A 20,549-nucleotide genomic window follows, 5' to 3' on the forward strand; every position below is an offset into this window, starting at 1 on the left:
CATGCGCAACGGGGTCAAGGCGGCCGTGGTGGGCGGGGTGTGCGTCACGCTGCTGAGCGGCGCCGGCTACGGGCTCTACAACTTCGCGTCCGCCATGAGCGGGGACAGCGGCACGGCGGCCGGCGTGGCGCCCCCGCGCACCGGGCCGCCCGGCGGCTCGGAGGTGAAGGAGACCACCAAGGCGTTCTTCGCCGCCTGGGAGAAGGGGGACGCGGCGACCGCGGCCTCGTACACGAACTACCCGGAGGCCGCCCGGGCGCTGCTGACGGCCTACGGCCGGGACGCGCACATAGGGAAGGTGCGCGTCACCCCCGACACGCCCGTCGGCGACACGGTGCCCTTCTCGGTGACGGCGACGGTGTCCTACGGCGGCGCGTCCAGGCCGCTGTCCTACCGCGGCACCCTCACCGTCGTCCGCGGCAGGACCTCGCACCGGGCGCTGGTCGACTGGCGGCCCTCCGTCGTCCACCCGCGGCTGCGCCAGGGCGACACGCTGGCCACCGGGGAGTCGTCCGCCCCGCTGATCGAGCCCGTGGACCGCGACGGGAAGGTGCTGACCCGGGAGAAGTACCCCTCGCTCGGCCCCCTGCTGGACGAGCTGAGGAGCCGCTACGGCGCCAAGGCCGGCGGCCGGCCCGGCGTGGAGCTGGTGATCCGGCACGAGGCCGGCGCGGACGGCGGCCAGGCCGCGGACACCCCGCTGGTCACCCTGGCCGAGGGCCGGCCGGGCCGGCTGCCGACCACGCTCAGCGCGAGCGTCCAGGCGGCGGCCGAGGCGGCCGTGCTGAAGTTCCCCGAGTCCTCCGTGGCGGCCGTCAAGCCGAGCACCGGCGAGATCCTCGCCGTCGCCAACAACCGGCGGGACGGCTTCGACGCGGCCCTCCTCGGCGAACGCGCCCCCGGCTCCACCATGAAGATCGTCAGCGCGGCGACCCTCATCGACAACGGCCTGACCACGGCGAACGGACCGGCGCCCTGCCCGCCCTCGGCCGTCTGGCAGAGCCAGACCTTCGGGAACCTCAAGGGGCTGGCGCCCGACGAGCACGCCACCCTCGCCGACAGCTTCGCCCGTTCCTGCAACACGGCCTTCGTGAAGTTCGCCGACGAGGTGCGGCCCGACTCCCTCACCAAGGAGGCCCAGGACCGCTTCGGGCTCGGCCGGAACGACTGGCAGGCCGGTGTGCCCACCTTCGACGGCCGCGTCCCCGTCTCCGGTGGGCCGGACACGGCGGCCGGTCTCATCGGCCAGGGCACGGTGCAGATGAGCCCGCTGAACATGGCCTCCGTGACGGCGACCGCGATGACCGGCGCCTTCCGCCAGCCGGTGATCGTCCCGCTCGGCCTGGACGGCCGGGAACCGGCACGCGCGCGCGGTCTCGCGCCGGGCACCGCCCGGCAGCTGCGCGCCATGATGAACCGCACCGCGCGCTCCGGCACCGCCGCCGGGGTGATGGCCGGCCTGGGCGGGGACGTCGGCGCGAAGACCGGGTCCGCCGAGACCGACGGCGCGGCCCGGTCGGACAGCTGGTTCACCGGTTACCGGGGCGATGTCGCGGCGGCGGCCATGGTCCAGGACGGCGGGCACGGTGTCGACGCCGCCGGTCCGATTGTCGCAACCGTGCTACGGAACGCCGGTTGAGATCACCCGTGAAGACGGGGACCTTAAGGTGAAAGCCGTCGTTGGAGAGTGAGGGCTTAGGAGAGCCTGGGAAAGGCGCGGAGGAACTGAGGCTGTGGGCAAGAGAAGGCGCGTCGCCGAGCGGCACAAGACCCGTCCCGCCGTGCTCGGCGGGATGCTCGCCGTGGTCGTCGGCGGCGCCGGGGTCGGCCTGTACGCGCTGTACGACGGCGGGGCCGCGGCCGACGAGGGCACCGCCACGACCGCTCGCGAGAAGGTGAAGACCGGCCCGCTCACCGCCGCCGAGGTCCGCACGGCCACCACCCGCTTCCTCACCGCCTGGCAGCACGGCAGGGCGGCCGAGGCCGCCGCCGCCACCGACGACCCCGCGGCGGCGGGCCCGCTGCTCACCGGCTACACCAAGGACGCCCACCTGGAGAACGTCACCCTCACCCCCAAGGCCGCCAAGGGCGCCACCGTGCCGTTCGACGTGCGCGCCACCCTGGCCTACCAGGGCGTGAGCAAGCCGCTGGCGTACGGCAGCTCGCTCACCGTGGTCCGGCGCACGGGCGACGGCGAGCCGCGCGTCGACTGGCACGCGGCCGTCGTCCACCCGGACCTGAAGGACGGCGACCGGCTGGTGACCGGCGCGTCCGGCACCCCGCCGGTCAAGGCGCTGGACCGCGACGGCGGGGAGATCACGGCCGCCCGGTACCCGTCCCTGGGCACGGTGCTGGACGGGCTGCGGGAGAAGTACGGCAAGACCGCCGGCGGCGAGGCGGGCATCGAGCTGCGCGTGGTGCGCGGCAAGGAGTCCAAGGCCGCCAAGCTGTCCGACAAGACCCTGGCGGAGCTGAGCGAGGGCACCCCGGGCACGGTGCGGACGACGCTCAGCCCGGCCTTCCAGGCGGCGGCCGAGCGGCAGGTGGACAAGCGGGCGAAGGCCTCGGTGGTCGTGCTGCGGCCCTCCACCGGCGAGATCCTCGCGGTCGCCAACAGCGGCCACGGCTTCAACACCGCCCTCCAGGGCGCCCTCGCGCCCGGCTCCACCATGAAGGTCATCACGTCGTCGCTGCTCATCGACAAGGGCCTGGCGGCGGCGGACAAGCCGCACCCGTGCCCGAAGACGGTGACCTACGGCGGCTGGAAGTTCCACAACGACGACGACTTCGAGATCAAGGGCGGCACGTTCAAGGCGAGCTTCGCCCGCTCCTGCAACACCGCCTTCATCAGCCAGGCGAAGAAGCTGGACAACGACGACCTGACCAAGCAGGCCCAGCAGGTCTTCGGGCTGTCGATGAACAACTGGGCGATCGGCGTGCCCAGCGTGGACGGCTCGGTGCCGGTGCAGTCGGCGGCGCAGATGGCGGCCGAGCTGATCGGGCAGGGCGGGGTGCGGATGAACCCGCTGAACATGGCCTCGGTCGCGGCGACCGTGAAGGCGGGCTCCTTCCACCAGCCGTACCTGGTGGCGCCGTCCGTCGACCACCGGAAGCTGGCCACCGCCTCGCGCGACCTGTCCGCGAAGACCCTCTCCCAGCTGCGCGAGCTGATGCGGTACACGGCCGCCTCCGGCACGGCGGCGGAGGCGATGGCGGGGCTCGGCCCGGACTACGGCGCGAAGACCGGCTCGGCGGAGGTCGACGGCCAGAAGAAGCCGAACGGCTGGTTCACCGCCTACCGGGGCGATCTCGCCGCCGCGGGCGTGGTCCAGGCGGGCGGGCACGGCGGCGACACGGCCGGGCCCATCGTGGCGTCGCTGCTGAAGCTCGGCGGCTGATCAGCCGCGTACCGGCTCGGCGGTGTAGGTCCGGCGCAGGAACCGCAGCAGGGTCTTGGACTCGAACTGGACCACTTCCACGCCGTCGTCGGTGTGGAACTCCACGACGGCCTGCACCCGGCCGCAGGGCCACACCCGGACGGCGCCGCTCTCGGCCGGCACCCGCAGTCCGCGTTCGAGCAGCGCGCGGGCGAAGGTCCACTCGTGCGGTCCCGGCAGCCCGATGCGGACCGCGCGGGGATCACGGTCGGGGTCGTACCGCAGCACGACGGGTACGGCCCCCGGGTCCTCCTCGTCCGTGACTATATGAGCGCGCGCGTACTGCTCGACTACAGACATCGGACCACCCTCTCACGCACCGTGACCTATGTGAAAGCTGTTCCTCCGCTTCCCTCCAGAGTCGCACATCTTCCGGTTCCCACCCTTGCGGGAGGCGAGACTCTGTCTCTCTTGCAAGAGGTTCGCAACAAGGGCCTAAAATCGTCGGGTGCATGTACCTGACGGATTCATAGACGCCCCGACCTCCGCGGTCACCGCGGTGGTCGCCGCCGGCGCGCTCGCGGTGAGCCTGCGCGGTGCCCGCCGCGAGCTGGACGAGCGCACCGCACCGCTGGCCGGTCTGGTCGCGGCGTTCATCTTCGCCGTGCAGATGCTGAACTTCCCCGTCGCGGCCGGGACCAGCGGACACCTGCTGGGCGGAGCCCTGGCCGCGATACTCGTCGGCCCGTACACGGCCGTGCTGTGCGTGTCCGTGGTGCTGCTGATGCAGGGCGTGCTGTTCGCCGACGGCGGGCTCACCGCGCTCGGCGTGAACATCACCGACATGGCACTCGTCACCACCGTCGTGTCCTACGCCGTCTTCCGCGGCCTGCTCGCCGTGCTGCCCCGCAAGCGGCGCTCGGTGACGGTGGCCTCCTTCGTCGCCGCGCTGGTCTCCGTGCCCGCCGCCGCGGTCGCCTTCACCCTGATCTACGCCGTCGGCGGCACCACCGACGTCTCCATCGGCAAGGTCGCCACCGCGATGATCGGCGTGCACGTGCTCATCGGCATCGGCGAGGCGGTCATCACCGCGCTCACGGTCGGCGCCGTCATCGCCGTCCGTCCCGACCTGGTGTACGGCGCGCGCGGCCTGCGCCAGCGCCTCCAGCTGCGGGTGAACGGCGCCCTGGTGGACGCCCCGGCGGCCGGGCCCGCCGTCCCGGCGCCGGCGGCGCGCACCTCGCGGCGCACCCTGTGGGTGACCGGCCTCGTCACCTCCCTGGTCCTGGCCGGCTTCGTCAGCTTCTACGCCTCCGCCAACCCCGACGGCCTGGAGAAGGTCGCGCACGACAAGGGGATCGACAAGAAGGCGGAGGAGCACGCCGCGGCGGACTCGCCGCTGGCCGACTACGGCGTGAAGGACATCACCAACGCCCGGCTGTCCGGCGGTCTCGCGGGCGTCATCGGCGTCGGGGTCACCGTCGTCGCGGGCAGCGCCGTGTTCTGGGCGCTGCGCCGGCGGCGCAGCGACGACGCCTCCCCCGTGAACACGGGCGTCTGACGTGGGAGCGGGGCACGCGCACCGGCTGTACCGGCAGGGCCATTCGCCCGTGCACGGGCTGCCGCCGCACACCAAGCTCGCCGCCGCGTTCCTGTTCGTGGTGGTCGTGGTGTCGACCCCGCGGGAGGCGGTGTGGGCGTTCGCGGTGTACGCCGTGCTGCTCGCGTCCGTCGCGTACCACGCCCGCGTGCCCGCCGGCTTCCTGCTCAGGCGGCTGCTGATCGAGGTGCCGTTCGTCACGTTCGCGGTGCTCATGCCGTTCGTCGCGGAGGGCGAGCGGGTGCACGTCCTCGGGCTCTCGCTCAGCGTGAACGGACTGTGGGGCGCCTGGAACGTGCTCGCCAAGGGCACCCTCGGCGTCGCCGCCTCCGTGCTGCTGGCCGCCACCACCGAGCTGCGCGAACTCCTGCTGGGCCTGCAGCGCCTGAAGCTGCCCCCGCTGCTCGTGCAGATCGCCTCCTTCATGATCCGCTACGGCGACGTCATCACCGACGAGATGCGACGGATGCGGATCGCCCGGGAGTCGCGCGGCTTCGAGGCGAAGGGCGTGCGGCACTGGGGCGTGCTCGCCAAGTCCGCCGGCGCGCTGTTCATCCGCTCCTACGAACGCGGGGAGCGGGTGCACCTGGCCATGGTCAGCCGGGGGTACGCCGGATCGATGCCGGTCATCGACGAGGTGACCGCCTCCGGCGCCCAGTGGCGGCACGCCCTCGCCCTGCCCTGCGCCGCTCTCGTCGTCTGTCTGCTGGGATGGTTCCTGTGACTGCTTCTCTGGAGGTCTCCGGCCTCGCCTTCGCCTACCCGGACGGACACCAGGCGCTGTTCGGCGTGGACTTCACCATCGCGCGCGGCGAACGGGTCGCCCTGCTCGGCCCCAACGGCGCCGGCAAGACCACCCTGGTGCTGCACCTCAACGGCATCCTGAGCGGCGGCACGGGCACGGTGACCGTGGCCGGGCTGCCGGTCGGCAGGCAGCACATGGCCGCGATCCGGCAGAAGGTCGGCATCGTCTTCCAGGACCCGGACGACCAGCTGTTCATGCCGACCGTGCGGGAGGACGTGGCGTTCGGCCCGGCCGCCGCCGGGATCAAGGGGGCCGCGCTCCAGGAGCGGGTGGACACCGCGCTGGAGCGGGTCGGGATGCGGGACTTCGCCGACCGGCCGCCGCACCACCTGTCCTTCGGGCAGCGCCGCCGGGTCGCGGTGGCCACCGTGCTCGCCATGGAGCCGGAGATCCTGGTCCTGGACGAGCCGTCGTCCAACCTGGACCCGGCCTCCCGCCGGGAGCTCGCCGACATCCTGCGCTCCCTGGACGTGACGGTCCTCATGGTCACGCACGATCTGCCGTACGCCCTGGAGCTGTGCCCGCGCTCCCTGGTCCTCAGCGACGGCGTGATCGCGGCGGACGGCCCCACCGGCGAGCTGCTGTCCGACGACGCGCTGATGCGGGCGCACCGGCTGGAGCTGCCGTTCGGCTTCGACCCGAAGTCCGTGGCCGCGGGCGCCTGACGCCCCACACTCGGGTAACGATTCCGCGGGCCGGTCCCACCGAGGAATCACAGCCGCACGCCCCCGGTTGCACCCACTGTCGCAGGAAACCGGGAGGGACGTGGACGTGGACGTGCACGGCACAGTGGCCGAGGGCTTCGAGCCGGTCAGGGAGGCGTTCGCCGCGAACTTCGCGCGGCGCGGCGAGCGCGGCGCGGGCCTCGCGGTCTACCGTGACGGACACCGCGTGGCGCACCTGTGGGCCGGCAGCCGGGACATCGACGGCACGGCCGGTACGGCGCCCTGGGAGCCCGGCACCGCGCAGATCGTGCGCTCGGTCACCAAGGGCGTGGCCGCCGCCGCGCTGCTGCTCCTGCACCAGCGCGGCGAACTGGACCTGGACGCCCCCGTCGGCGCGTACTGGCCGGAGTTCAAGGCGGCCGGCAAGGACCGCACCCGGGTGTGGCACCTGCTCGCGCACCGGGCGGGCGTGCCGGTGCTGGACCGCCCGCTGACCCTCGCCGAGGCCGCCGACCCCGACCTCGGCGCCGCGGCCGTCGCCGCCCAGGCGCCGGTGTGGGAGCCGGGCACCGACCACGGCTACCACGCCCACACCTACAGCTGGCTGGTCGGCGAACTGCTGCGCCGGATCACCGGCCGCCCGGCGGACCGGTGGATCGCCGAGGAACTCGCCGGGCCCGTCGGCGCGGACCTGTGGCTCGGGCTGCCGGAGGCGGAACGGGGGCGCGTGGGCCGGGTCGGCCCGGTGGAGCCGCCCGAGACGGCCGGGGGACTGCGGATGCGCCCCAAGCGCGCGGTCGCCGAGGCCTACGCCGACCCGGACTCCCTCACCCGCCGCGCCTTCGCGGTGATCAGCCCGCCGCCGGACGAGAACGACCCCGCCTACCGCGCCGCCGTCCTGCCCGCCTCCACATCCGTCGCCACGGCCGACGGACTGGCCCGCTTCTACGCCGCGCTGATCGGCGAGGTGGACGGCGGCACCCGGCTGTTCGCCCCCGGGACCACGGAGCTGGCCCGCGCCGAGCGGTCCGCCGGCCCGGACCGGGTGCTGGTGGTCACCACCCGCTTCGGCCTCGGCTACATGCTGCACAGCGCCGCGTCCCCGCTGCTGTCCCCCGGCTCCTTCGGCCACCCGGGCCGCGGCGGCGCCCTCGGCTTCGCCGACCCGGAGTCCGGCATCGCCTTCGGCTATGTCACCAACGGCTTCGGCACCGGCGTGACGGCGGACCCGAGGGCACAGGCGCTGGTCCGGGCGGTCCGCAGCGCCCTCGGCTGAGTCGTGACCGCGCCCGGCGGGCGCCGGGCGCGGATCAGACGTGGATCGGGTGCGAGGTGCGCCCGGACGCCGAGTCGATCTCCTCGTGGGCCTTGCTCAGCAACTGCATCGCCAGTTCGTTCAGGGCGCGGGCACCGGCGATCTCCTCGCCGACCCGGGGCTGGTTCGCGTCGACCTGGTGCCTGCTGGCCCGGCCGTGCGCCCGTACCTCGGTGCCGTCGGGCAGGCGCACCAGGGCCGCCGCGCGCGTGTGCAGGTCGTCGTCCTCCTTGAACTCCAGCTCGACGTGCCATCCGACAGCGGTGTGCGTCATCACGACCACCTCCGAGAATCGCTGCTTCCAGGGTGCGCCCTGCCACCCCGGCCCGTCATGTCGGCGGCGTCAGGCGGTGCGTTCGCGCACGTCCGCGACGGTGGCGCCGGCGTGCAGCACGAGGTCCTTCGGCGCCACGGGGAAGACGGTGTGCGGCGTCCCGGCCGCCGCCCACACCAGGTCGTGCTCCAGCAGGGCGCGGTCGGCGAGGACCCGGGTGCGCGTACGGTGCCCGAAGGGCGGCACCCCGCCGATGGCGTACCCGGTGGTCTCCCGCACCACCCGTGCGTCGGCCCGGCCGACCCGCGCGGCGCCCAGTTCCTCCCGCACCCGCTCCACGTCCACCCGCGAGGCCCCGTCCATCAGCACCAGCACCGGTTCCCCGTCGGCGGCGAAGACCAGGGACTTGCAGATCTGGCTCAGCTCGCACCCGATCGCGGCGGCGGCCTCCGCGGCGGTCCGGGTGGCCTCCGGGAAGCGGCGGGTGCGGGCGAGGACGTCGTCCAGCCCGAGCGCCCGCAGCGCTTCGGCGAACCGGGGGTGGGCGCCGAAGTCCTCGGCGCCGGTGTCAGTCGTCGTCATGCGGGGCACGCTACGACACCCCCGGCCGCCGCTCACGGGAATTCCGGCCCCGGGGACCGGACGCGGCCCGGCCCGAACGGCGAAAAGCCGGTGAGGGTGCGTCCCCGTCCCCACGGGCACCCTCACCGGCCGATCGGCCGGGGAAGCGGTACGTCAGGCGCGTACCAGTTCCCTCTCCTCCTCCGGGTCGGCGTGGGCGCGCAGGCCCTCGCCCTCGACGTCCACGTTGGGCAGCGCGCGGTCCAGCCACTTCGGCAGCCACCAGGCGCGCTTGCCGAGCAGGGCGAGGACCGCCGGGACGATGGCCATGCGGACGACGAACGCGTCGAAGAAGACGGCGATCGCGAGGCCGAAGCCGATCATCTTGACCATCGACTCGCTGGAGCCGATGAAGCCGGAGAAGACGGCGATCATGATGACGGCGGCGGCGGTCACGACCCGGGCGCCGTGCTTGAAGCCGGTCACCACGGCCTGGCCGGGCGTCTCGCCGTGGACGTACGCCTCCCGCATCCGGGTCACGAGGAACACCTCGTAGTCCATCGCGAGGCCGAAGACGACGCCCACCATGAAGATCGGCATCATCGACATGACCGGGCCGGTCTGCTCGACGTTCATCAGGCCGGAGAGCCAGCCCCACTGGAAGACCGCGACGACGGCGCCGAGCGCGGCGAGCACCGACAGCAGGAAGCCGAGGGCCGCCTTCAGCGGGACCAGGACCGAGCGGAACACCACGATCAGCAGCAGGAACGCGAGGCCGACCACCAGCGCCAGGTAGGGCAGCAGCGCGTCGTTCAGCTTCTGCGAGACGTCGATGTTCATCGCCGTGGAGCCGGTGACCAGCACCTTGGCGTCGGTGTCCCGGGTGATGTCCGCGCCCTTGTCCCGGATGGCGTGCACCAGGTCCTCGGTGGTGACCGAGGACGGCTTGGAGTTCGGCACCACGGTGATCGTCGCGGTGTCGCCGGCCTTGTTCGGTACGGCCGGGGTGACCGTGACGACGTCCTTCAGGCCCTTGATCTCCGCGCCGACCTCGGCGAACGCGTCCTTCGGCCGCGCGCTGTCCTTGGCGTCGACGACGACCATCAGCGGGCCGTTGAAGCCGGGGCCGAAGCCCTCGGAGAGCAGGTCGTAGGCGCGGCGCTGGGTGGTGGAGACGGGCTGGGAGCCGTCATCGGGCAGGCCCAGTTCCAGGGAGGCGGCCGGGAGCGCCGCCGCGCCGAGGCCGAGCACGCCGAGCACCAGCACGGCGACCGGGCGGCGGACGACGAACCGGGCCCAGCGGGTGCCCATGTTGGGCCGGCCGGGCCGCTTGGGCGTGCGGCCGCCGCCGAGCAGCCTGCTCTTCTCGCCGGTCGGCTTGATCCTGCGGCCGGCGTAGCCGAGCAGCGCCGGGATCATGGTCAGGGCGATGAGGACGGCGATGGCGACCGTGCCCGCCGCCGCGATGCCCATCTTCGTCAGCATCGGGATGTTGACGACGGACAGGCCGACCAGGGCGATGACGACCGTCAGACCGGCGAAGACCACCGCGGAGCCCGCCGTGCCGACGGCGCGTCCGGCGGCCTCCTCGCGCTCGCGGCCCTCGGCGAGTTCGGCGCGGTAGCGGGAGACGATGAACAGGGCGTAGTCGATGCCGACGGCGAGACCGATCATCGTGGCCAGCGTGGACGTGGTGGAGCCCAGGTCCAGGGCGGAGGCCAGCGCGGTGATCGAGGCGACGCCGATGCCGACGCCGATGATGGCGGTCAGCAGCGGCAGCCCGGCGGCGAGCAGCGAGCCGAAGGTGATGACGAGGACGACGGCGGCGATCGCGATGCCGATGATCTCGCTGGAGCCGGTCTCCGGCGTCGCGTTCAGCGCGTCACCGCCGATCTCGACGGTCAGCCCGGCGTCCCGCGCGTGCTGCGCGGCCTCCTTGAGGTCGTCGCGGGTGGTGTCCTCCAGCTCCATGCCGGAGACCTTGTACTTCACCGACGCGTACGCGACGGCGCCGTTCTTGCTGACGGCGTGCCCGGTGTAGGGGTCGGCGACGGAGGCGACCTCGGGGCCGCCGCCCAGTTCCTTGACGGTCTTCTCGACGGCCGCCTTGTTGCCGGCGTCCGTCATCTTCTCGCCCCTCGGGGCCTTGAAGACGACCCGGGCGGTCGCGCCGTCGGCGCTCATCCCGGGGAAGCGCTGTTCCAGCAGGTCGAAGGCCTTCTGGGCCTCGGTGCCGGGGATGGAGAAGGAGGTGTTGCCGGGGGTCGGCGCGGAGGCGGCGCCCACCCCGGCGAGGGTGAGCAGCGCGACCCATATCAGGGCGACGAAGTGCCGTCGCCGGAAGGCGAGCCGGCCGATTCTGTAGAGGAACGTGGCCACTTAGGGCGTACTCCCGGTCAGGTCGTGGATTCAGCTGGGCAGGGGTGATCAGCCCGACGACGTGAGCGGTGACGTCAGTGGTGGGCTTGCTGGGGAAGTCGGAGTGTCCGTCGGTTTCAGACGCCGAGGGCGGGGAGGACCACGGCGTCGATGTACGAGAGGAGGAAGTCCTGCGTCGGCGGCTGTTCGTCGATCAGGGTGCGGGCGGCGAACGCGCCGATCATCATGTGGAGCACGAACCCGGTCGCGGGGTTGTCCGCACGGACCTCGCCCCGCTCGACCGCCCGCTGGAGCACCCGGCGCAACTCGGCCAGCTCCGGCTCGATGAGATGCTCCCGGAACGCCTGGAGCAGGTCGGGGTTGCCGTGCACCGCCATGGCCAGGCCCCGCATCAGCGCGGAGTTCTGCTCCATCTCGCAGTCGTCGGCGTGCAGGATGAGGGCGTGCAGGTCGCCCTTGAGCGACCCGGTGTCGACCTCCGTGACGCGGCCCGGCTTGCCGTGCCGGACGGCTTTCGCCACCAGTTCGGCCTTGCCGCCCCACTGGCGGTAGAGCGTGGCCTTGCTGGAGCGGGTGCGGGCGGCGACGGCGTCCATGGTGAGGGCGTCGTAGCCGACCTCCCGGAGCAGGTCGAGCACGGCCTCGTACAACTCGGCCTCGCGCTCGGGCGTGATCCGGCTGCGGCGCGTCGTCGCGACGCCTTCGGTCATGCCCCTCACCTCACCCTCCGGTTCTTCCTTTCGTATCACCGAAGATACCCCGGCGCTTCTACGAAACGAAACCGTTTCGTACGTGTGCTCCGTCACGAAGGTGAAGGCCCCATAAGGACAAGGGGAAGAGGCCATGAGGCCCCCGCGCCCGGGCCACGAGTTGCCGGTGCCCGGTGCCCGGAAAAGCATGGGGAGGGTGAGTTATCTGCGCCTTCCCCACCTCAGCGGCGACCTGCTGTGCTTCGTGGCCGAGGACGACCTCTGGCTGGCCCGCCTCGGCGCCCCGGACCGCGCCTGGCGGCTCACCGCGGACCGCACCAAGTCCGGTCATCCGCGCTTCTCCCCCGACGGCCGCCGCATCGCGTACACCTCCTGGCGCAGCCTCGCCCCCGAGATCCACCTCGTCGACGTCGACGGCGGCGGGCCCGCGCGGCGGCTGACGTACTGGGGCGGCGTCGACACCCAGGTGTGCGGCTGGAGTCCGGACGGCGACATCCTGGCCGTCGCCTCCCACGGCCAGCCCTTCTCCCACTTCACCTGGGCCTACAAGGTGCCGCCCGACGGCGACCCGGGCGGCCGGCTGCCCTGGGGACCCGTCTCCGACATCCAGGTCACCGGCGTCGGCGGCGAGCGCCGGACCCTGCTGCTCACCGGCACCCCGCCGCACGAACCGGCCTCCTGGAAGCGCTACCGCGGCGGTGCCACGGGCCGGCTGTGGCTGCACGGGCAGCGGCTGCTGGCGGACCTCGACGGCCATCTGGCCTGCCCCATGTTCGTCGCCGGCCGGATCGCCTTCCTCTCCGACCACGAGGGCGTCGGCAACCTCTACTCCTGCGCCCCCGACGGCACCGACCTGCGCCGCCACACCGACCACGACGCCTTCTACGCCCGGCACGCCGCCAGTGACGGCCACCGCGTGGTGTACCAGTGCGCGGGCGACCTGTGGCTGGTGGACGACCTCTCCCCCGGCGCCGCACCGCGCCGGCTCGATGTCCGGCTCGCCGGTCCGCGCACCGGCCGCCGCCCCTACCAGGTGCCGGCCGCGCAGCACGTCGACGGCATCTCCGTGGACGAGACCGGCCGGGCCAGCGCGGTCGTCGTCCGGGGCAGCCTGTACTGGCTCACCCACCGCGACGGCCCGGCGCGCACGATCACCGAGACGCCCGGCGTGCGGGTGCGGCTGCCGGAGATGCTGGGTTCCACCGGGGCCCTCGCCTACGTCACCGACGCCGAGGGCGCGGACGCCGTCGAGATCGCCCAGCTCCCCCGCGCCAGCGGCGGCCGCGCCCCCCGGCGGCTCGCCTCCGGCGCCCTGGGCCGCGTGCTGGAACTGGCCTCCGACCCGCTCGGCGAACGGCTGGCGATCGCCTCGCACGACGGACGGCTGCTGCTCGTCGACGTACCCGGAGACGACGTACCCGAAGACGACGTACCGGCAGGCGACACACCGGCAGGCGACGCACGGGAAGCCACCGAGGAGGCGGCCGCGGAAGGCACGGACGGCGTACCGCCCGCGGCCGGGATCACCGAGCTGATCCGCTCCGTCAACGGCCCCGTCCGCGACCTCGCCTTCTCCCCGGACGGCGCCTGGCTCACCTGGTCGCACCCCGGGATCGGCCGCTCCCTGAGGCAGATCAAGCTGGCCCGCATCAAGGACCGGCTGATCGTGGACGTGACCGACGGCCGCTTCGAGGACGAGAACCCGGTCTTCACCCGCGACGGCCGCTATCTCGCCTTCCTCTCCTGGCGCGGCTTCGACCCGGTCTACGACGTGCACACCGGGGACCTGTCCTTCCCGCTCGGCTGCCGCCCCTACCTCGTCCCGCTGTCGTCCGCGACCCCCTCCCCCTTCGCCCTCAGCCCGGAGGGCCGGCCGGCCGCCGGCGGGCTGGACCCCCTGGAGGACGAGGAGACCGGCGAGGCCGGCACGGTCACCGTCGAGGTGGAGGGGCTGGCGAACCGGGTCACGCCGTTCCCGGTCATCGCCTCCAAGTACTCCGGGCTGTCCCCGGTCGCGGGCGGCGGACTGGTCTGGCTGCGCTGGCCGATCTCCGGCGCGCTCGGCGAGACCTTCGTCAACCCGGCCGACGTCAGCGGCCGACCGACCCTGGAGCACTTCTCCCTCACCAAGGCCAAGAAGTCCGAACTGGTCGACCACCTGGACTGGTTCACGGTGAGCGGCGACGGCACCCGGCTGGTCGTGGTGGACGAGGGCGAGCTGCGGGCGGTGCCGTCGACCGAGATGGGCGACGGCGACACCACCGTGTGGATCGACGTGCGCCGGATCAAGCACGAGGTGGACCCGCCCGCCGAGTGGCGCCAGGCGTACGCCGAGGCGGGCCGGCTGATCCGCGCCTACTTCTGGGACCCGGGCATGTGCGGCATCGACTGGGACGCCGTCCTCGACCAGTACCGCCCGCTGGTCGAACGGGTCGCCTCCCCCGACGAGTTCGCCGACCTGCTGCGCGAGGTCCTGGGCGAACTCGGCACCTCCCACGCCTACGTCACCGCCGCCCGCCGCAACGAGGGGCCGCCCCACTACCAGCGCCTGCAGGGCCTGCTCGGCGCCAACTTCGCCCGCCGTGACGGCCGCTGGCTGGTGCGGCGCATCCTGCGCGGCGACTCCTCCGACTCCCGGGCCCGCTCCCCGCTGGCCGGCACGGGCATCCGCGAGGGCGCCGTCCTCACCCATGTCGACGGCCGCCCGGTGGACCCGGTGACCGGCCCCTACCCGCTCCTCGCCGGCTCGGGCGGCACGACCGTGGAGCTGACCTTCACCCCGCCGGACGGCGGGCCCGGCGGGCCCCGGCGGGTCGCCGTCGTCCCGCTCGTCGACGAACGGCCGCTGCGCTACCAGGACTGGGTGGCCAAACGCCGCCAGGTCGTCCGCGAGCTGAGCGGCGACAGGTGCGGCTACCTGCACATCCCCGACATGGGCGGCTCCGGCTGGGCCCAGTTCAACCGCGACCTGCGCAGGGAGATGTCCCGGCCCGCGCTGATCGTGGACGTGCGCGGCAACGCGGGCGGGCACATCAGCGAACTCGTCGTGGAGAAGCTGACCCGGACGATCCTGGGCTGGGACCTGACCCGGGACGCGCAACCGGTGTCGTACGCCTCCAACGCCCCGCGCGGACCGGTGGTGGCCCTCGCCGACGAGGCGACCTCCTCCGACGGCGACATGATCACCGCCGCCTTCAGGCTGCTGGGGCTCGGGCCGGTCGTCGGCCAGCGGACCTGGGGCGGAGTCGTCGGCATGACCGGACGGCACCGCCTCGGCGACGGCACGGTCATCACCGTCCCGATGAACGCGGCCTGGTTCGACGCCTACGGCTGGTCCGTGGAGAACCACGGCGTCGCCCCCGACGTGGAGGTCCTGCGCACCCCCGTGGACTGGGCGGAGGGCCGCTATCCGGTGCTGGGCGAGGCGGTCCGGCTGGCTCTGGAGCTGCTGGAGGCCCACCCGGCGGCGGTCCCCCCGGACTACTCCGGCGTGCCCGACCGGTCCCGCCCGAAGCTGCCCCCGCGCACGGCCGGATAGACAGCGGCGCGGGGTGCCCTCCGCCGGGAAGGGCACCCCGCTCATCGGTCCGGACTAGGCGTCGTAGTCCTGGTCGAACCGGTCCCGCACCTGCTGCTCCGTGTCCTCGATGTCACGGTGGTTCTGGGTGCCGCGCTGCGGCTGCTGGCCCTGCCGGCCCTGCTGGGCCCGCTCGCCGGCCTTCCCGCGGGCCTGTCCCGCCTTCTCCTTGGCCTGCTCCTTGGCCTGGCGGGACTTGTCCTGGATCTGGTCCTTCATACCCATGTGGGTTCACTCCCGTGGTGGGTGGGGGGTTGGCCCCTCGGTGGGGCCTCGACCAGATTCACACGGGCCAACACGCGCCGCATGTCGATCAGTTACGCTGCGTGGCGCGCGCCGCCTCGTCGGCCGCCCCGCCCGCGCCGACGAGCCCGGAGGACATCCCGTGCAGCCGGGGCGCGAACCGCTTCATCTCCCGCTGCCCGACCGTCCCGATGAGCGCCGGCAGGTACCCGCGCACCCCCTGCATGCCGCGCAGCCACCACTGCCCGTACACGTGCGCCGAGCGCCGCTCTATCCCGGCGACGATCCGGTCGACCGCCGGGCCCAGCGGATACGTCTTGTTCGACGGCCACGGCAGCCGCTGCCGCAGCTCGCGCATCACGTCGTCCCGGTCGGCGCCGCGCACCATGTCCGTGTCGGTCCAGGACAGGTAGGCCACGCCCACGCGCACGCCCTGGTAGCCGACCTCGGCGCGCAGACTGTGCGCGTACGCCTCCACGCCCGCCTTGGACGCGCAGTACGCCGTCATCATCGGCGCGGGCGTGAGCGCGGCCAGCGAGGCGATCTGCAGCAGATAGCCCCGGCTCTCCGTCAGCACCGGCAGGAAGGCGCGCGCGGTGACCGCCGAACCGATCAGGTTCACCTCGATCACCCGCCGCCAGGCCACCGGATCGGAGTCCGCGAACGGACCGCCGGTCGCCACACCGGCGTTGGCCACCACGATGTCGACCTTCCCGAAGCGCTCCTTCACCTCGCGCGCGACCCGGCCCATGGCCTCGTGGTCGGTGACGTCGGCGTACCAGTGGGCGCTGTCGTGGTGCAGCCGCCCGGAGACCTCCTTGAGCGCCTCCTCCTCCAGCCCGACCAGCGCCACCGCCGCCCCGCGCGCGGACAGCTTGCGCGCCAGCAGCTCGCCGACGCCGCGCGCCGCTCCCGTGACGACCGCGACCTGCCCTTCGAGGCTCACCCTGCTCATGCGCCCTCCTTGATCCGCACGGGGCCGGCCCCCGTGACGTACGTGCCGACGAGATCCCGGATGCGGCCCGTCACCGTCTCCGGTGCCTCGACCGGGGTCATGTGGCCGACGCCGGTCAGCTCGGTGAGACCGAGGCAGTGCGGCAGCGCGGCCGCCAGCGCACGGGCGTGCACCGGGGGCGTGAGCCGGTCGGACGTGCCGCACAGCACCGCGGTGGGCACGTCCAGCCGCCGTACGCCGTCCTCCAGATCGAGCGTGGCCAGCACCTCGGACCACGCGTGGCGCACCGCGCGCGGACAGGCGTGCACGATCCGCGCGCACGCCCGGACCCGGTCCGGGGCGCAACCGGCGCCCATGGTCGCGTACTTGAGGATGCTCATCGCCACCGGCGTGACCGGCCCGAGCGGAGCGCGCGAGCCGAGCACCCGGCCGGTGAGCCAGGTGCGGACGCGCCCGGCGCGCCACGGCACCACGCGCGACTCGGCGACCAGCCGCGAACTGCCCGTGCTGCACAGCAGGACGGCGGCGGCGTGCTCCCGGAAGCCGGGGCGTCCGGCGGCGGCCATGACCGTCATCCCGCCCATGGAGTGCCCGGCGATCACCGCCCGCTCCCCGGGCGCGAGCGTCGCCGCGAGCACCGCCTCCAGGTCGTCCGCCAGCGCCTCGGTGGTGCACACGGGGTGCGCGGGACTGCGCCCGTGCCCCCGCTGGTCGTAGGCGATCACCCGGTGGCCGGCGGCCAGTTCCCGTATCTGGGCCGCCCAGAACGCCGTCGAGCAGGTCCAGCCGTGGGAGAGGACGACGGCGGGCGCGTCCTTCGGGCCGTGCACCTCGACGTGCAGCCGGGCGCCGTCGGCGGAGACGGCGGTCAGGGTGCGGGCGGGGGCCGGCGGGGCCCAGGGGCCGGGGGCGGCCGGGGCGCGGCGGCTCACGCGAGGGCCTCGCTCCTGCGCCCGGCCGCCGGCACGGACGTGCGGATGACGTCGTACTCCGCCAGGTCCACCCGCCGGGTCGCGCGCCGGAACTCGGTGGTGGTGCCGGGCCAGATGGTGGTGTTGCGGCCGCTCGGGTCCAGGTACCAGCTGGTGCAGCCGCCGGTGTTCCACACGGTCCGCTTCATCCGCTCCTGTACCCGCTCGTTCCAGGAGTCCACGGCGGCGGGCCGGGCGTCCAGGGCGGTCCGGGCGCCGAGGACGTCGAGCTGGCGCAGGTAGTCGGCCAGGTAGTTCAGCTGGGACTCGATCATCAGGATCATGGAGGAGTTGCCCAGGCCGGTGTTGGGCCCGATGACCGTCATGAAGTTCGGGAACCCGGCCGCCGAGGCGCCGCGCAGGGCCCGCATGCCGTTCTTCCAGGACTCCGCGAGCGTGATCCCGTCGGCGCCGACCACCCGTTCGGCGATGGGCATGTCCGTGACGTGGAAGCCGGTGCCGAAGACGATCGCGTCGGCCTCCGCCTCGGTGCCGTCGGCCGCCACGAGCGTGGAGCCGCGGATCTCGGCGAGCCCGCCGGCGACGACGTCCACGTTGGGCCGGGCGAGCGCCGGGTAGTACTCGCTGGACAGCAGGATCCGCTTGCAGCCGATGCGGTAGTCCGGGGTGAGCTTGGCGCGCAGGGCCGGGTCCTTGATGGCGCGGGCCATGTTCCGCTTGGCGAGCTGCTCGACGAGCCCGAGTTCGTCCGGGTGCTTGGTGAACGCCTGCACCTGGAGTTCCCGGATGCCCCACAGCAGCCCGCGCCGGGCCTGCGCGGTGACCGGCAGCCGCCGGTGCAGCCAGCGCTCGGCCCCGCTGATGGCCCGGTCCACGCGGGGCATCACCCACGGCGGGGTGCGCTGGAAGAGGGTGAGCCGGCCGACCTGCGGCTGGATGGCGGGCACGATCTGGATCGCGGAGGCGCCGGTGCCGACCATGGCGACCCGCTTGCCGCGCAGGTCGTAGTCGTGGTCCCAGCGGGCGGAGTGGAACACCTTGCCGGGGAAGGAGTCCAGACCCGGGATCTCGGGGATCCTCGGGTCGGACAGCGGTCCGGTGGCGGAGACGACGACGTCGGCGCGCAGCGTGCCGCGGGTGGTCTCGATGGTCCACCACAGGTTGTCGTTGTCCCAGGTCATCAGCTTGACCTCGGAGTCGAACCGGATGTGGGGGCGCAGCCCGAACAGGTCGGTGACGTGCTCCAGGTAGGCGCGGATGTGGCGCTGCCCGGAGAAGGTGCGCGGCCAGTCCGGGTTGGGCGCGAAGGAGAAGGAGTACAGGTGCGAGGGCACGTCGCAGGCGCACCCGGGGTAGCTGTTGTCCCGCCAGGTGCCGCCGACGCTGCCGGCCCGCTCCAGGACCACGAAGTCGGTGACCCCCTCGCGGCGCAGCCGCACGGCGGCCCCCAGCCCGCCGAACCCGGACCCGATCACCGCCACCCGTACATGCTCGTGCTCGGCCATCCCGAAGCCTCCACGCATCGCCTAGGAACTGTGCCAGTGAACACTGGCGCAATGGGACTGTAAAGCAGCTCCGTACCGAGCGGTAGGGGGCGGGGAAGGGAAAGTTACCGGCGGTACACCTTAGGCTGCGGACGTGGCAGAGGACGCAGAGCACAGGCAAGGCCCGCGCGAGTACCGCAGGGAGGAACTGGCCCGGCTGGCCGGCATCACCGTGCGCACCCTGCGCTTCTACCGCGAACGGGGACTGCTCCCGCCGCCCCGCCGCGAGGGCCGGATCGCCTGGTACGACGACCACCACCTGGCCCGGCTGCGCACCATCGCCGCCCTGCTGGAGCGCGGCCACACCCTCAACGGCATAGCGGAACTCGCCGAGGCCCTCGACCAGGGGCGCGATGTCGCCGACCTGCTGGGCGTCGGCCCGCCCACCGAGGAGGAGCCGGTGCGGCTCACCCCCGAGGAGCTCGCCGCCCGCTTCGAGGGCGAGGTCACGCCCGAGAACCTGGCCGCCGCGATGGAGCTGGGCTATCTCGGCACCGACGGCGACCAGATCGTGCACATCAGCCGGCGGCTGCTGGACGTCTCCTCGGCGCTGGTGCGCGAGGGCATCCCGCTCGCCGAGGTGCTGGCCGCCGCCGCCCGCGTCCGCGAGCACGCCGAGGCGCTGGCCGCCCTGTTCGCCGACGTGATCACGCGCCACGCCCCCGAGGACGACCTGCGGCGGCTGCGTCCGCTGGCGCGCAGCGTCGTGGAGGCGGAACTCTCCCTCGCCCTGGACCGCCGGCTGAACAAGCGGGACTGAGCCGGCCCCCCGCGCCGCTCAGAGGTCGTAGACGACGGTCACCGGCGCGTGGTCCGACCAGCGCTCGGCGTGCGTGGCGGCCCGCTCCACGAAGCCCTTGACCGCCCGGCCGGCGAGCCCGGGGGTGGCCACGTGGTAGTCGATGCGCCAGCCCGAGTCGTTGTCGAAGGCCCGCCCCCGGTACGACCACCAGCTGTACGGCCCCTCGGTGTCCGGGTGCAGGGCGCGCACCACGTCGACGTACCCGCCGTCCCCGGCGGCGAGGACCCGGCCGAGCCATTCCCGCTCCTCGGGCAGGAAGCCGGAGTTCTTCGTGTTGCCGCGCCAGTTCTTCAGGTCGGCCTCGCGGTGGGCGATGTTCCAGTCCCCGCACACCAGCACCTCGCGCCCGTCGGCGGCGGCGCGTTCGCGCAGCTCCTTCAGGTGGCCGAGGAACTCGGCCATGAAGCGGACCTTCTCGTCCTGCCGTTCGGTGCCCACCTCGCCGGAGGGCAGGTAGAGGGAGGCCACGGTGACGCCGGGCAGTTCGGCCTCGACGTACCGGCCGCTGCCGTCGAACTCGGCGGAGCCGAAGCCGACCCGGACCCGGTCGGGCTCGCGCCGGGTGTAGAGGGAGACGCCCGCGCGGCCCTTGGCGGCGGCGGGGGCGTGCACGACGTGCCAGCCCTCGGGCTGCCGGACCCCCTCGGGCAGCTGGTGCGGCTCGGCCCGCACCTCCTGGAGGCAGACGACGTCCGCGTCCGTCCCGGCGAGCCACTCCACGAAGCCCTTCTTCGCGGCGGCCCGCAGCCCGTTCACGTTCACCGAGGTCACAGTCAGCACCCCGGCACGATACCGGCACACTGGTCGGGG

General features: G+C 73.5%; 18 protein-coding genes. 8 read left to right on the forward strand and 10 right to left on the reverse strand.

What is annotated here, in order from left to right; all coding sequences use genetic code 11:
• The first annotated feature begins 1 nt into the window (after position 1).
• Positions 2-1,639, forward strand: coding sequence for a penicillin-binding transpeptidase domain-containing protein (locus ACZ63H_RS24725; protein WP_469868444.1), 1,638 nt, complete (start codon positions 2-4; stop codon positions 1,637-1,639).
• 94 nt (positions 1,640-1,733) lie between these two features.
• Positions 1,734-3,398 (forward strand): penicillin-binding transpeptidase domain-containing protein, encoded by a 1,665-nt coding sequence (locus ACZ63H_RS24730; RefSeq protein WP_469868446.1) that lies wholly within the window; start codon positions 1,734-1,736, stop codon positions 3,396-3,398.
• Here the strand turns inward: ACZ63H_RS24730 and ACZ63H_RS24735 are convergent, their stop codons facing one another.
• Entirely contained in the window at positions 3,399-3,737 is a 339-nt protein-coding gene (locus tag ACZ63H_RS24735) for an SsgA family sporulation/cell division regulator (RefSeq protein WP_318203090.1), read from the reverse strand.
• 148 nt (positions 3,738-3,885) lie between these two features.
• Between ACZ63H_RS24735 and ACZ63H_RS24740 the strand changes: the two genes are divergently transcribed.
• From ACZ63H_RS24740 to ACZ63H_RS24755, 4 genes are all read left to right on the forward strand, one after another.
• Positions 3,886-4,938 carry an energy-coupling factor ABC transporter permease gene (locus ACZ63H_RS24740; protein ID WP_469868448.1) on the forward strand — a complete coding sequence of 351 codons (1,053 nt, stop codon included), beginning with the start codon at positions 3,886-3,888 and terminating at the stop codon, positions 4,936-4,938.
• A 1-nt stretch (position 4,939) separates the two neighbouring features.
• Positions 4,940-5,701 (forward strand): cobalt ECF transporter T component CbiQ, encoded by a 762-nt coding sequence (cbiQ, locus tag ACZ63H_RS24745; RefSeq protein WP_469868450.1) that lies wholly within the window; start codon positions 4,940-4,942, stop codon positions 5,699-5,701.
• Complete coding sequence (locus ACZ63H_RS24750; RefSeq protein WP_469868452.1) at positions 5,689-6,447, forward strand: energy-coupling factor ABC transporter ATP-binding protein; 759 nt, start codon at positions 5,689-5,691, stop codon at positions 6,445-6,447. Before cbiQ ends, ACZ63H_RS24750 begins: the two co-directional genes overlap by 13 nt.
• A 106-nt stretch (positions 6,448-6,553) precedes the next feature.
• Positions 6,554-7,723: a serine hydrolase domain-containing protein gene (locus ACZ63H_RS24755; RefSeq protein ID WP_469868519.1), complete on the forward strand. Its 1,170-nt coding sequence runs from the start codon at positions 6,554-6,556 to the stop codon at positions 7,721-7,723.
• 34 nt (positions 7,724-7,757) lie between these two features.
• On the opposite strand, the gene ACZ63H_RS24760 is transcribed toward ACZ63H_RS24755, so the two are convergent.
• The 4 genes from ACZ63H_RS24760 to ACZ63H_RS24775 all read right to left on the reverse strand — a co-directional run bounded on the left by ACZ63H_RS24760 (position 7,758) and on the right by ACZ63H_RS24775 (position 11,686).
• Positions 7,758-8,036 (reverse strand): DUF1876 domain-containing protein, encoded by a 279-nt coding sequence (locus ACZ63H_RS24760; protein WP_469868454.1) that lies wholly within the window; start codon positions 8,034-8,036, stop codon positions 7,758-7,760.
• A 69-nt stretch (positions 8,037-8,105) separates the two neighbouring features.
• Positions 8,106-8,618 carry a YbaK/EbsC family protein gene (locus ACZ63H_RS24765; protein WP_469868456.1) on the reverse strand — a complete coding sequence of 171 codons (513 nt, stop codon included), beginning with the start codon at positions 8,616-8,618 and terminating at the stop codon, positions 8,106-8,108.
• A 153-nt stretch (positions 8,619-8,771) separates the two neighbouring features.
• The gene (locus ACZ63H_RS24770) at positions 8,772-10,976 is read right to left on the reverse strand and encodes an MMPL family transporter (RefSeq protein WP_469868458.1); all 2,205 of its coding nucleotides are present in this window, start codon (positions 10,974-10,976) and stop codon (positions 8,772-8,774) included.
• Positions 10,977-11,092: 116 nt separating this feature from the next.
• Positions 11,093-11,686 (reverse strand): TetR/AcrR family transcriptional regulator, encoded by a 594-nt coding sequence (locus ACZ63H_RS24775; RefSeq protein ID WP_469868460.1) that lies wholly within the window; start codon positions 11,684-11,686, stop codon positions 11,093-11,095.
• Between the two features lie 187 nt (positions 11,687-11,873).
• Here ACZ63H_RS24775 and ACZ63H_RS24780 point away from each other — a divergent pair, with 187 nt between their 5' ends.
• Positions 11,874-15,224: a S41 family peptidase gene (locus tag ACZ63H_RS24780; RefSeq protein ID WP_469868461.1), complete on the forward strand. Its 3,351-nt coding sequence runs from the start codon at positions 11,874-11,876 to the stop codon at positions 15,222-15,224.
• 54 nt (positions 15,225-15,278) lie between these two features.
• Here the strand turns inward: ACZ63H_RS24780 and ACZ63H_RS24785 are convergent, their stop codons facing one another.
• The 4 genes from ACZ63H_RS24785 to ACZ63H_RS24800 form a co-directional block, all read right to left on the reverse strand.
• A complete protein-coding gene (locus ACZ63H_RS24785; protein ID WP_469868463.1) occupies positions 15,279-15,488 on the reverse strand; it encodes a hypothetical protein in 210 nt (69 codons plus the stop codon).
• An 88-nt stretch (positions 15,489-15,576) separates the two neighbouring features.
• Positions 15,577-16,461 carry an SDR family oxidoreductase gene (locus ACZ63H_RS24790; protein ID WP_469868465.1) on the reverse strand — a complete coding sequence of 295 codons (885 nt, stop codon included), beginning with the start codon at positions 16,459-16,461 and terminating at the stop codon, positions 15,577-15,579.
• The gene (locus ACZ63H_RS24795) at positions 16,458-17,393 is read right to left on the reverse strand and encodes an alpha/beta fold hydrolase (protein ID WP_469868467.1); all 936 of its coding nucleotides are present in this window, start codon (positions 17,391-17,393) and stop codon (positions 16,458-16,460) included. Before ACZ63H_RS24795 ends, ACZ63H_RS24790 begins: the two co-directional genes overlap by 4 nt.
• The gene (locus ACZ63H_RS24800; protein WP_469868469.1) at positions 17,390-18,898 is read right to left on the reverse strand and encodes a flavin-containing monooxygenase; all 1,509 of its coding nucleotides are present in this window, start codon (positions 18,896-18,898) and stop codon (positions 17,390-17,392) included. Before ACZ63H_RS24800 ends, ACZ63H_RS24795 begins: the two co-directional genes overlap by 4 nt.
• Before the next feature lie 133 nt (positions 18,899-19,031).
• Here ACZ63H_RS24800 and ACZ63H_RS24805 point away from each other — a divergent pair, with 133 nt between their 5' ends.
• On the forward strand, positions 19,032-19,697 hold the full coding sequence (locus ACZ63H_RS24805) for a MerR family transcriptional regulator (RefSeq protein WP_469868471.1): 666 nt from the start codon (positions 19,032-19,034) through the stop codon (positions 19,695-19,697).
• Between the two features lie 18 nt (positions 19,698-19,715).
• Here the strand turns inward: ACZ63H_RS24805 and ACZ63H_RS24810 are convergent, their stop codons facing one another.
• A complete protein-coding gene (locus ACZ63H_RS24810) occupies positions 19,716-20,519 on the reverse strand; it encodes an exodeoxyribonuclease III (protein ID WP_469868473.1) in 804 nt (267 codons plus the stop codon).
• Positions 20,520-20,549: the final 30 nt, after the last annotated feature.

The sequence above is a fragment of the Streptomyces sp. NPDC104831 genome, assembly GCF_055583025.1.